This window comes from Streptomyces sp. NPDC000410 (assembly GCF_040300305.1).
In the GTDB taxonomy this organism is placed as follows: Bacteria; Actinomycetota; Actinomycetes; order Streptomycetales; family Streptomycetaceae; genus Streptomyces.
In genome coordinates, this window is the sequence record NZ_JBEPDM010000021.1 from 25,044 (window position 1) to 37,665 (window position 12,622).

Annotated in this window: 7 protein-coding genes; 5 read left to right on the top strand and 2 right to left on the bottom strand. The window is 66.2% G+C overall.

What is annotated here, in order from left to right; genetic code table 11:
- Window positions 1-524: 524 nt before the first annotated feature.
- Window positions 525-1,274, top strand: coding sequence for a DNA-methyltransferase (locus ABT342_RS21425; RefSeq protein WP_351576016.1), 750 nt, complete (start codon window positions 525-527; stop codon window positions 1,272-1,274).
- 96 nt (window positions 1,275-1,370) lie between these two features.
- On the opposite strand, the gene ABT342_RS21430 is transcribed toward ABT342_RS21425, so the two are convergent.
- Window positions 1,371-2,297, bottom strand: coding sequence for a DUF5655 domain-containing protein (locus tag ABT342_RS21430; RefSeq protein ID WP_351576019.1), 927 nt, complete (start codon window positions 2,295-2,297; stop codon window positions 1,371-1,373).
- Window positions 2,298-2,562: 265 nt separating this feature from the next.
- On the opposite strand from ABT342_RS21430, the gene ABT342_RS21435 reads away from it, so the two are divergent.
- Genes ABT342_RS21435 through drmB form a run of 3 tightly spaced genes read left to right on the top strand, consistent with a single transcriptional unit; the run spans window position 2,563 to window position 8,422 of the window.
- Window positions 2,563-2,772 carry a hypothetical protein gene (locus ABT342_RS21435; RefSeq protein WP_351576022.1) on the top strand — a complete coding sequence of 70 codons (210 nt, stop codon included), beginning with the start codon at window positions 2,563-2,565 and terminating at the stop codon, window positions 2,770-2,772.
- Window positions 2,765-6,673, top strand: coding sequence for a DISARM system helicase DrmA (drmA, locus tag ABT342_RS21440; protein ID WP_351576025.1), 3,909 nt, complete (start codon window positions 2,765-2,767; stop codon window positions 6,671-6,673). The genes ABT342_RS21435 and drmA overlap by 8 nt, the downstream gene beginning before the upstream one ends.
- A gap of 3 nt (window positions 6,674-6,676) precedes the next feature.
- Window positions 6,677-8,422: a DrmB family protein gene (gene drmB, locus ABT342_RS21445; protein ID WP_351576028.1), complete on the top strand. Its 1,746-nt coding sequence runs from the start codon at window positions 6,677-6,679 to the stop codon at window positions 8,420-8,422.
- A gap of 81 nt (window positions 8,423-8,503) precedes the next feature.
- Here the strand turns inward: drmB and ABT342_RS21450 are convergent, their stop codons facing one another.
- The gene (locus ABT342_RS21450) at window positions 8,504-10,264 is read right to left on the bottom strand and encodes a DEAD/DEAH box helicase (RefSeq protein WP_351576031.1); all 1,761 of its coding nucleotides are present in this window, start codon (window positions 10,262-10,264) and stop codon (window positions 8,504-8,506) included.
- Between the two features lie 845 nt (window positions 10,265-11,109).
- Between ABT342_RS21450 and ABT342_RS21455 the strand changes: the two genes are divergently transcribed.
- The gene (locus ABT342_RS21455) at window positions 11,110-12,585 is read left to right on the top strand and encodes an ATP-binding protein (protein ID WP_351576034.1); all 1,476 of its coding nucleotides are present in this window, start codon (window positions 11,110-11,112) and stop codon (window positions 12,583-12,585) included.
- Window positions 12,586-12,622: the final 37 nt, after the last annotated feature.

Below are 12,622 nucleotides of genomic sequence, written 5' to 3' on the forward strand. Positions count from 1 at the left end.
CGTCGAAAAGGTCACCGGCACCGCACCGGTCGGAAATTTGCAACCCTTGAGATCAGGGAATGGAGGCCCAGGGGTCGGGAGCGGCTAACTCCCGACCCTTGGGCACCTCTCTACTGGAGGGCGGCAGCCAGCCGCTCTCTTAATCTCACGCGCCACATAGAGAAAACACCTCGCCTAAATATCAGACCGCTTCGCGGATGCTGCCCGTGCCGCCATCTGGACGAGACAACACGCATCAACACAGCTCAACAGGGCAGGAGGGCGACCCCGGTCCGTCGAACACGGCGAGACTGTAGAGACGAATTCCGGCCGCACCAAACGACGCCTCGTCTGGCAGTCGAGGCCCGTGATGTGGCGGCAGAGCGCCATTAGGTGCGGCCGGGAATGGTGGTTACTCTCCAGCCCATCGCTCTCCGCAGGCGGCTGCTTCTGCGGCTTCCGGGAGCGAATCAAGCCGACGTGCGCGGTATTCCGGGAACGCGGAATCCCGCACGACCGTCCCCGCGGAAAGAGAGAACCGCACCATGCCGTACACCCTGCACCGAGGCGACGCGCTGACCGCCCTCGCCGGCATCCCCGACAACAGCGTCGATGCCGTGATCACGGACCCGCCCTACAACAGCGGTGGCCGAACCAGCGGCGAACGAACCGGCCGCAGTGCCCGCGCGAAGTACACCTCGGGCGACGCCGAGCACGACCTCGCCAACTTCCCCGGGGAGAACCGCGACCAGCGCTCGTACGACTTCTGGCTCACCCTCCTGCTCACCGAGTCCTACCGGGCCACCGCCGAGTCGGGCGCCGCGCTCGTCTTCACCGACTGGAGGCAACTGCCCACCACCACCGACGCGCTCCAGGCCGCCGGCTGGACCTGGCGCGGCATCGCCTCGTGGCACAAGCCGGTCTCCCGACCGCAGAAGGGCCGGCTCAAGCAGTCCTGCGAATACATCGTCTGGGGCACCAAGGGCCCGGTCGATCCCGACCGGAACCCCGTCTACCTGCCCGGTCTCTACACCGCGAGCCAGCCCCGGAAGGGCCGCGTGCACATCACGCAGAAGCCCGTGGAGGTGATGCAGGAACTGGTGCAGATCTGCCCGCCGGGCGGAACCGTCCTCGACCCTTTCACCGGCTCCGGCACGACCGGCGTCGCCGCTCTGCGCGAGGGCCGCAAGTTCATCGGCGTCGAACTCTCCGACCACTACGCCGACATCGCCAATGAGCGACTCCGAGCGGAGCTGACTCGGGACGACTTCGACCTGGCTGGACCGGAGGCGTGAGCGTGAGAGCAACCGGACCGGGGACGACGGACCGCAGACGGATGAGGGTGGCTGGTGCACCGAGAAACCGACGCGCCAGCCGCCCTTCCTCTTGCGTCAGGCCGCCTCGAACGCCTGCCGGATCAGCGGTCCAGCCTTTTCCAGGTCGGCTGCCGAGGCGATACGCACCTCTAGGTCGCCGGTCCCGAGGTGGCCGATACCGCGCATGTCGCGCGAGAGGCCCTCCTCCAACTCGACCGTGTCCGGGTCCACCCTGAGGTAGACCAGGATCGCCTCGTGCTTCGGACGGAAGACGACGGAGGCGATGTTCACCATCCGGCGGTAGGCGATGTAGTGCCGAAGCTGGGCCACCTCGACCTCGCCCCAGGCAGTGAGGGCCTCGTCCAGCTCTGCGTACAGGTCCTGCAAGCACGCCGGAGCCGCACCCGGGGTCGCCTGGACCGAACCGACGCCCGCACCGGCCGCCACATCCCTCTGCCGACCCTGCCGCCGAGCCGGAGCGGGGCTGGGAGACCCAGACGCGGACTCGACCAGCAGCAGGCTCAGCAGCCCGCCGTCGAAGACTCGGTAGCGCACCAAGTCGACCCGCTCGTGCAGACGCGTCACCGCGACCCGGTCGTGGTGCGAGAAGCTGGCCGCGATGCAGACCACCCGCGGGTTCCGCCAGTCGATCGACTCGGCGGCCTCGGACCCCAGCTTCTCCCTGACCAGCGCCTCGAACTCGTGACGGGCAGAGTCCAACCACGACAGGTAGGAGACAGCCTGCGACAGGACACCGGTATCGGCGCCCTTCTTGTACTCGATCAGCGCAGGCGTGCCGTTCTCGTCCAGGCCGAGCGAGTCGATCCGGCCACGATGCCAAGGCCCGGTCGGATACTCGGACGCGAGGAAGCGGATACCGAGCATGGCCTCCATGCCGGCCTCGATCCGGCGCTGAAGCTCGACCTCCAGCGCCACCGTCGAACCGCGCAGCTCGACGTCCCAGCCATCGGCATCCGGCCGGAACAGCTTCAGGTCGCTCACTTGCCTCCCCGTCCTCCCCGATGCCAACAGTCGGACAATCGACCGGAGGGCACGGTTATTCCGCGCTGTCGGGCTGCCTCTGTGAGGGAGCCTGTCGGCCTTCGGAGCCTCGTCGGAGTAGACGGGGGAACGGGCTTGAATCAAGTGGAGTTGTAAACATTCGCCCCGCCACCTGGATCTGGCCTGCCCTCAGCACCCAAGGGGACATACATTGGCTCCAGTTGATCGTCAGGGGGGCGATGTCTTGGCAGGGCGCGATCTTCGGATGCTGGTCAGCTCGAACGACCCGAGCATCTCCGCGAACGAGACGTTCACCAACCGGCAGGCGCAGTGGCAGGCCGTGTCGGCTTCTCTCCTTGGACGCACGCTGCGTCCTGCGGACCAGACCGAGCAGCCGGACGAACTCGGCGGCGCCGCGTTCGTTTTCGGGTCCTCCCACGAGGAACAAAGCGAGAAGGAGCACCCCGATGAGTGAACGAGACCACCTCGTCGAGGATCTCGTAGCTGAGATCCTCGGTCCCCGGGGAGGGCCGATGGAGAGGCTGGGGGGCGACGAGGACCCGCTTGACGAGTACATCGTCGGTGTCCTGGCTCCGTTCTCATCCCCTTCGGTCGAGGTCGACTCGGACCAGGAGCTCGTCGGCGACGAGCTGTCGGGCAGTGATGACGACCTCGATCCAGGCGAGTCCGTGTCAGGACATCAGCCAGCCGACGCCGGCCTTCCGGCGCTGGTACTCGACCCTCGCGCCAGGCCGTCGTCGATGGGTGTGTCCCTGGCGGTCAGTGCCCCTGACAGGCCACTCCTTGACATCTGCTGCACGTGGGCCAGGTACCGCCAGGAGGCCAACGGGGAATGGAACCGAGAGCCTCACGGGGCTGTCTGGCGCGACGTGGACTGTTCCATCGACAACCCGCTGAGTGACCCCGCGGATCCGGGGGTCGTGGTGAGGGTCCGTAGCCGAAGGGACTCCCGCGGCATCTGGAAGATCTCGGTGTTCGTGGTCAACCTGAGCTCTGTGGAATCAGACCACCCTTTCCCGTCGGACCACGTGTTCCAGCCCCAGGTACGTCTGCGCTGTCAGAGCGGAGCCGAGTTGGTTCCACTGGAACACCAGCACCTGGCACAGGACGAGGAGGACGAGAGCCTGGCGCTTCTCTACGAGGACCGTCCCGTGCTCGCCCGAGGGCACCTCTGCTCGGCCGTCTGGCGTCAGGTCGATCCCGAGCGCCCGCATCCGGGAGGGTTGGAAGGAACCAGGCCCCCGTTCAGGTGGTCCGATGGGCGTCACCTGTTCGACGACGGGACAGTGGCCGAGTTCGAGCCGGCCGACGTCCGGTCCGAGTTCGTTCCTGTGGTTCCCGTCAACGCTCCGGACAAGGGCTGGCCGGCCGACGCGGGGGATCCACCTGAGCTGGATCCGATGGAACTGGCCCAGATCACGGATGGTGCCGTACTCCGCCTGAGGTTGGAGCCGCTCGCGGACGCCTACGAACGTTGGATCGAGGGCCAGGCCTGCGGGGTTGAAGGCCCTGCGCCAGGTACACCGGCCCAACGACACCTCTCCGGGTGCCGACGTGCGCTGGATCGGATCCGCGACGGGATCGAGCTGTTGGCAGGGGACCGCGACGCCCTCCTCGCGTTCTGCTTCGCCAACCGGGCGATCGCCGTCCAGTCGCAGTGGACCAAGGGGAGGGTCAACCGCTGGTGGCCGTTCCAGCTCGCGTTCCAGCTGGTCAACCTGCGGGGAATCGTCGACGACGCACACGAGGACCGGGACGTGTGTGACCTGCTTTGGTTCCCGACCGGTGGAGGCAAGACCGAGGCTTACCTCGGACTTGCGGCCTTCACCCTCGCGCTTCGGCGGCTTCGTGCCCAGCGCGGGCATGAGCCCGGGGGAGGAGCCGGGGTGACCGTCCTTTCCCGGTACACGCTTCGGCTCCTCACGATTCAGCAGTACAGGAGGGCGCTCGCGATGGTGACGGCGTGTGAGCTTCTCAGGGTCAGCGGCTCGCCCGGACAGCGTGGCTGGCGGCCGCCCGGGTGGGAAGGCCTCGGTGACATGCCGTTGGGCTCCGCCAGGTTTTCGGTCGGACTGTGGGTGGGCGGCAACGTGACCCCCAACAACCTGCAGGACATCAAATACCGTGACGCGAACAACAGGATCATCACGGCCCACGGAGCCATCTCGATTCTGGAGGGGGAGGACGGCGAGGGGGACCCGGCACAGATCCTGAACTGCCCGGCCTGTAGGTCGACACTGGCGATTCCCCCGGAGGGCCTGCGCGAGGGCGACACGGGGGTGCTGCACTTCGTGGTGGGCGACCCGGATCCGGCTCTGGGCCCGGACGTGGCGCCCCAGCTGTCGGAAGAGCCGTTCGACGTGACCGAGGTCACGGTCACCCGTCATCCGGACCCGTCGTTCGCGACCGTGTCCGTTCGGTTCCGCGTCACTGCGGATGCGTCTGACCAGAGCGTCGACAAATGGTTCGAGGGGCATGCGCGTCGTCTGCTCGGTTCCGGATCCTGGCGTGTCTTCGCACGCGCGAGCAGACCGGGGTACTTCGTACGGACTGTCGAGTGGGGCGCGCGACGAAGTGAGAAGCCTGTCGAGTTCGAGATCTTCTGTCCGAACCCGGAGTGTCCACTCAACTCCGACCTGGCCTGGTCCGAGACAACCGAGGTCGGTCCCTGGCCTGTGCTGCCAGCCTTCGACCGGGGTGACGGTTCTTCGACGCACTGCCCTGTCCCGGCGTGGACAGTGGACGACCAGGTCTATGCCAGGTGCCCGTCGATGGTCGTGGCGACGGTGGACAAGTTCGCCCGCCTGGCGTTCGAACCGAGAGCTGGCGCGTTGTTCGGCAACGTCGACAGGCTCAACGAACACCTGGGCTACTACCGGGGCTGGGCGCCTCCGGCAGGGCCAGCGACACTCCCAGGAAGCGCCCGTGAGGAAGTGACGTCTGGTAACAACGTTTCCGTCCGTGGATTCCGCCCACCCGACCTCGTGTTGCAGGACGAACTGCATCTCATCGAAGGCCCTCTGGGCAGCATGGTCGGTCTCTACGAGGCTGGCATCGACCTCCTCTCCACGGTGCACGACGGCAAGAACACTGTCAGGCCGAAGTACGTCGCCTCCACCGCGACCGTTCGGAGGGCGGAGGAGCAGGTCCGTTCGCTGTTCGACCGGAGCCTGCAGGTCTTCCCTCCTCAGGGTCTCCGTGCCGAGGAGACGTTCTTCTCCTCGACCGGTTCCTCGCACCCGCTCGACGCGCAGGAGGCGGGGCGTCTGTACGTCGGAGTGATCGCCCCCGGACGAGGGGCACAGACACCCATCGTCCGGATGTGGTCGCGTCTGCTCCAGACGCCCCGCGACCGAGTCGAGGCCGGCGTCGCACCAGCGGAGTTGGACCCGTTCTGGACGCTCGTGGGCTACTTCAACGCTATCCGCGAACTCGCCGGAGCTGTTGCCCTGGCCCGGCAGGACATCCCCCAGCGTCTCGGGAGCGTCGCTGCGGCACCTCGCACTCTGGACGAGCAGGAACCGATGGAGCTGTCCAGTCGCACCAGCTCCCTGAGGCTCCCGGGCATGCTCGAGGAGCTGGGAGTCCGGCTGGGGCCCGGCCGGGAGCCAGCGAACGCGGTCGTCGCCACCTCCATGTTCGGCACGGGTGTCGACGTGGACAGACTCGGACTCATGGTCGTACACGGGCAGCCGAAGACCACGTCCTCCTACATCCAGGCCACCGGTCGTGTGGGCCGAGGTGTCGGCGGGCTGGTCGTCACCTTCTACCGGGCCTCGCGCCCGCGGGACCTCAGTCACTACGAGTACTTCACCGGCTACCACACCACGCTCTACCGCCACGTCGAGCCCGTTACCGTCAACCCCTTCGCGCCCCGGGCAAGGGACAGGGCCCTTGGCCCGGTGATGGTCAGTGTCCTCCGCCAGGCGGCGAGGATTCCGACCACGACGGGTTCCGTGGAGGTTGACGAGCGGTGGCGGATCCAACAGCGGCTCAGTAACGGGGGCTGGTTCTGCCGTGCCCACGAGATGAGCGACGCCCACACGGACCCCGAGGTGGACCTGCTCCCCGGCATCCTCGAGGAACGTGCCGCCCAGCAGCCGGCACTCCGTCGTCCACCGTCATCGGAGACGGAGAACCATGCTCGCTCGGAGTTGGAGCATTGGCGGGAGGTCGCTGACCGTGTCGGTGATGCCTTGCTATACCACGAGTCGACGGTCACACGTCCGGCCTCTCGCCCGGTCGTCCTAGGCGACCTCGCGCATCTTGTCGCGAACATGGATGAGGCTTATGAAAACGCGCCAAACTCCCTACGAGAGGTGGAGGCCACCACCACGATCAAGGGAAGGGGATGAACCGTGAGCCGTCCCTACCAGGAGGTCCGCCCCTCCCAGTTCGTCATCACCCTCGGCCCTGGAAGCATTCTCGAGACAGGATCCGGGCCGGTCGTACTCAAGTCGGTGGACACGCTCTTCAACGAGATCGGCCGTAACCCCCATGACTTCGAGATCGTCGACAAACGGCTCTCACGACTCGGGCTGGACGGTGCACGCATCGCTCGTGTGCCAACCAACGCCGAACTGGGACTTCCCTCGGACAGAACGATCTACCCCACACACGCGTTTCCGTTCTGGTCCCTGTGCACACAGCACCGACCGCACCAGGTTCTGTACGAGACGGGAAACGGATGCCCGGAGTGCCCATCGGTGTCGGCTCCGCAGCGTCGGGAGAAGGCGGGGCGTGAGGCGATCCGCTTCGTGCAGGCATGCGAGAACGGTCACTTGGACGAGGTCCATTGGCACGGACTCGTACACGAGGGGGGAGGCTGTGGCACCAAGCACTACCTGTGGCACGGAGGTGGCCGCGCCCTCCGACTCGTCCGCATTGAGTGCCCCCGTTGCCACGCGACCGCGAACTTCGGCCAGGCGTACGCGAAGTCCTGGCGCTGTAGCGGCCGCATCGTGGAGCACGGGGGGCGTCCGGCGCCGTCAACAACGGCGCGGTGCGTTCAGAAGGCGCGCATCGTCCAGCGAGGAGCTGCCAACCTACGGCTCAGCCTGCTCCAGAGCGCGCTGACGATCATGGATATGCCGACCCGGCTTCACGACATCCTGAACGACCCATCCCTTATGGGAGCAGTCGGTGCACTCCATCGCCGCGGTCTCCTGGACCAGGTCGCTCTTATGGAAGAGGCCGAGCAGGTCGGGCTTGCCCGAGGTGCGATCGAGTACCTGAAACAGACGAACTGGTCCGAGATCAGCAAGGCGTTCGACGAACTACTGGGGGCTGGCAACACAGGTTCGTCGTCACTACGTGACGACGAACTCGACCGCCTTCGCCAGGCGGCGACCTCTGGCGTTCCGGCCGTTCCCCACCCGCATCCCGGCTCTCCTCCGCTGTTCGAGGTCCGCCAGGATGATGTGCGTATTGTGCAGGGACCCGTCCGCCGGCACAGGCTGCGCGTCGCACCTGTCAGCCGTCTCCGCATGGTCATGGTCCAGACCGGTTACCAGCGGCTGGACCCGCAGAAGGCCCAGAAGATGTCCACCGCTTTCGACTGGAACGGCACCACCTGGTACCCGGGCATCGAGCTCTTCGGCGAGGGTGTCTTCATCGATCTTGCTGGCGACTCGCTCACCCTTGCAGGCAGCCGGGCCAACCAGTGGAACGATCGGTGCAAGAGTGATCCGGACGGTGACCCGTCACTCCACCCCGCACACGTCTGGTGGCATACCCTCTCCCACCGTCTCCTCAGGTCGCTCTCAGTGGACTCCGGGTACTCGTCCGCAGCGATCCGTGAGCGCGTCTATCTCAGCGTGCAGGACGGCAGGGTCACGGGCAGTGGACTCCTCCTCTACACGGTCCAACCCGGAGGAGACGGCACCCTTGGGGGGCTGGTCGCCCTCGTCAACCGGTTCGAGCATGTTCTTTCGCACGCGCTACGGGACGTCGAGAGCTGTTCGAACGACCCGTTGTGCCAGGAGGCGCCGTCGGTGGGGGCGGAGGGAGTCGCCTGCTACTCGTGTCTCCTGGCGTCAGAGACCTCGTGTGAGCACCGCAACCAGGGGTTGGACCGCCTTCTTCTCGCTGAGAACCTACCGTGACCTGCTGAGCAGGTTGGTCGATCACTGACCGCTTCTGCGTGGGTTGGCGGACAGCCGACGCAGAAGCGGTGTGGCTTCGGACTACGTGCGGCTCTGGTTGCTCGACCAGTAGTCGGAGTACCGCTCGTACGCGAGTTGTCCGCTGAATCGGATGTTGTCCTCGACGTCCACAACCAGGCAGCTCTCTGTCCCACCGAATCGTGGTCCCCGCATGCCGCGACCGATCATCTGCTCGTACAGGACCGGGCTGGTGGTGGGACGACCGACCACCAAGGCTCGTACTGCCGGAGCGTCGAAACCAGTCGTGAGGACACCGTAGTTACAGAGAACGGACAGGCGTTCATCGCGGAACTGTTCGATGAGTGCGCGCCGCGTCGCACTGCGCGTATTGGAGGTGACGACCTCCGCAGCCCGGCCGGCGCGTCGCAGCAGGACAGACATCGCTATGGAGTGTTCCACGGTGCAGCCGAAGAACAGCGTCGGCCAGTCCGGTGGCAGTTCGAGCAGCTGCTTGAGCAGAGCACGGTTCCTCGCGTCCGATTCACCGATCTCACGGAGGAAGCCAGGGTGGAAGTCCTCGAACTGGTCGAAGTGCGCACGGTAGCTTTCGACGTCGTCCATCCGGAACCCGGAACCGGCATAGGAGAGCACCTTGTGCTCAGGCCGTGACAGGACGTCTCTCCGGCGGAGCTCGGACACGATGTCGTCCCCCAAGGAGCGGGAGCGGAGAAGCTTGCTGTGGAACCTCGCCGCGAGCTGGCGAGTCTCCGCGTCGACCCTCCGAAAAGGAGTGGCTGTCAGCCCGACGACGGGAACCGGGGCTTTCTGCCCGAGCTCGATCCCCAGGAAGCGCAGGACCCTGCTGTAGCTGGGGGCCAGCATTCGGTGTGCCTCGTCCACAACCACCGCACCGAGGTTCTCGCACAGCAGCTCGAGTTCCTGTTGCGTGTCGTCATTGCTGCCTCGAAGGACCGCGTCAAGCTTCTGGATGCTGGCCACCACGATGTCGGGGTCGCTCGGGACCGAGGCGCTTCCCCACAGTCGGGCAATCTCCATCGTGTGCCGTACCTGGTCATTGCGGTGCCCCAGGTCGGTCCACACCTCACGGAACGCTTGGACCGCCTGCTCGCACAGCTCCTCACTCTGGGCGATCCAGAGAACAGCCTGACGACGTGGCTGGGAGATGCGCCACTCGATGAGGCTCTCCACCGCGGTCCTGGTCTTGCCGGCTCCTGTGGGCAGGGTCAGAACACCACGGTTGGTGCCCGGTGCCCCAGAGAGCACCTCGATCACCTGCTCCTTGAGGTCCTGTTGGAAGTCCTCCAGATCTCGGAGAGGCACGAAGGGGGCAACTTCCAGTGTGTCCGGCTCCCGTGTACTCCCCGGCAGGCCGACAAAGGCAGGCGGGATATCGAGGACTCGTGCGAAGTGGCGCGGCCAGCTCTTACCGGGCCTCCACGTTCGCTCTGCGATCTTCTTGGCTTTGGCTCTGCTCCCACCACGGCTGCGTTCGCCACCTCGGTAGTCGTGCAGCGTCTCCAGCTCGTCCTCCGATGCGGAAAGCGCAAGCCGCTCCCGTAGCGTCCTGGACTCAAGAAGACCGAAGCCCGACCTGTCGACCAGGAACTCGGCAAGCTCCCCCTCGGGAAGCTTTGCCCGCACCCTTCCGGATTCGTTCTCGACCGCCGCGATGATCGACTCCACCGACTTCTTGGAGCGGGATTTCCCTCCGCTCTCGAGATCCTCGATCACCGCCCGCAGATCCCGCGGGGCGAGTCGCCGACGCAGTACCTGGATTGCCTGGGAGCGTTCCTGCTCGCTCAACTGGCCGAAGGCTTCCACCGGACACTGTCTCCCTAGACTACTAAGAGCCGACCGTGTTAAGTCGTTCACGGACGGCCAATCAGTGCAGTGAGGGGTGTCTAAGTCTCTCACGGGCCGAAGGGTGTTTGTTTCAGGCGTAGGCCTCCTGGCACTATGTCAAGTTGCCGTAACAGCGGATCAGTTCATCTTCTGGAGTGAGGTCGTCGCGGCGCAGGGATCCTGGTACCTCATCCCCGAGCGCTGTTCAGCAGCCTTCGACGCATCGCTCGACGAGGCTGGTGGCCCTCGCGAGATCCTCCTGGGGCCGGATCCGCACCTCCGAGGACTCACCTGTCCCCAGGCAGTCGATTTCCCCGGACGTAGCGGACGACTCCGTCGCTCAGCTCGACCACGTACAACGACGGCGCAGGGCGCGGGCGCGCTCGCGAGTGCCTGCCGGTCCTGCTCGTCCTCGTCCGCTCGGTCGACCAGCGCCGCAGTGACGCAGCTGCAGTGCTGGAAGTCGGCGGGAATACCGACCCCAGGGAGGCATTCACTGCTGCCGGCCAGCAACTCGTACGCGCTTTGGTCCCGCACGGAACGGTCGGCCGGATCTAGGCGTGGGATCTTCGTGTCCTCCGCCCAGGTAACCAAGAAGGCGTACGTGTCGTGCCTTGCGGAGCTGGCGGACAGCCCTCCACAGAGATCACCTACGTCAGACGAGACCCGTTCGGTAGGATGCTCCGAACGGGGGGATTTCGGCTGGCGTGGGACGAGTTGCAGCGCACTCACCGCACGGGTCTCGAGAAGTCCTGCCACATGCCGCTCCGCGGAGCACACAGACGAACTGACCGCACAGGACTGACCGGGTACGGAGCGTGAAGATGGACTTCGACGTTGCCGCTCCCGACCCTGCCGGCATGGTGGCGTCGCTCAGTTCGCTCGGCTACTCGCTTCCCGCCGCTGTCGCAGACCTCGTGGACAACAGTGTCTCGGCAGAGGCCAAGAACATCGACGTCGACTTCACGTGGGACGGACAGAGCTCCTGGATCGCTGTGACGGACGACGGCAGGGGGATGACGGAGCCTGATCTTGTGACCGCCATGACGGTGGCGGCCCGCGGTCCGTCCGCCGAGCGGAGTGCCACGGATCTCGGCCGTTTCGGTGTGGGGCTGAAGTCCGCCTCGTTCTCCCAGTGTCGCAAGCTCACCGTCGCCACGGTCAGGGACGGAAGTTGGCACGTCCGGACGTGGGACCTCGGCGTCGTGGAGCACTACAAGGAGTGGCGGCTCCTCCGTGACCCCGGCGATACGACCACCACCCTGCTGCGTCGGATCGCGGGAAGCATGCAGCACGGGACCGTCGTCCTGTGGGAGCAGCTCTCCGGCTACCACAACACCGCCGTGACCAATGACGACGAAAAGACGCAGGCCCAGTTCTATGCGGAGGCGGAGCGTACCGAAGCCCACCTCGCGATGGTCTTCGCCCGTTTCCTGCAGCGTCCGGCCCGGTGTCGGCTCCGGGTGCGTGGCTCCGACCTCTCCCCGTGGGACCCGTTTCTGTCCAAGCACCCGTCGGTCCAGCGGATCCCCTGGGAGCCTCTACCGCTGGGATCGGAGTCGGTGCGCGTGGAGCCCTTCGTCCTCCCGACGGCACAGCGGCTCTCGGAAGCCGAATACGAGTCGGCCGCCGGGCAGAAGGGATGGCTGGGGCAGCAGGGGTTCTATGTCTACCGCCGTGACCGCCTGATCCTGGCCGGTGACTGGCTGGGGATCCGCGGGCTGCGGCGCGAGGAGAAGTACAACCTCGCGCGGATCGCTGTGGACATCCCTGCGGAGGCCGACACCGACTGGGGCGTGGACGTGCGCAAGGCGAGCGTCGTTCCACCCGTCTCCTTGCGGCGTCACCTGGAGAGGATCGCCAGGTACACGCGCGAGGCGGCCTCCCGCTCCGCACGACAGCGTGGTCAAGTCGTGTCGCGGGCGCACGGTGACCCCCTCAAGTTCGCCTGGAACGTGAAGCGCCACGACGGCCGGATCGTTCTGCGCATCAACAGAAAACATCCCTTGGTGAAAGCAGCGATGGACGACCAGGGCGGCAATCCGGACGTCGTCCGCTCGGTGATCCGCCTCCTTGAGGAGACGGTCCCGGTCACGGCGCTCCGCATGCTCCACGAGACAGACACGGTCGACGACCCCGAACCCTTCGGCGGTCCGGGGCCGGCCGCTCCGGAGACCGTCGACATCGCTCGCCAGGTGTACGAAGCGCTCCTTGGGCAGGGCCGCTCCCCTGAGGACGCCCGGGGAGTACTCAGCTCCATGCCCCCCTTCGACGAGCAACAAGGCTTCTGGAACTCCTGACCCACCTGGCAGTCCCCACTCCCAACCGACCCGGCCG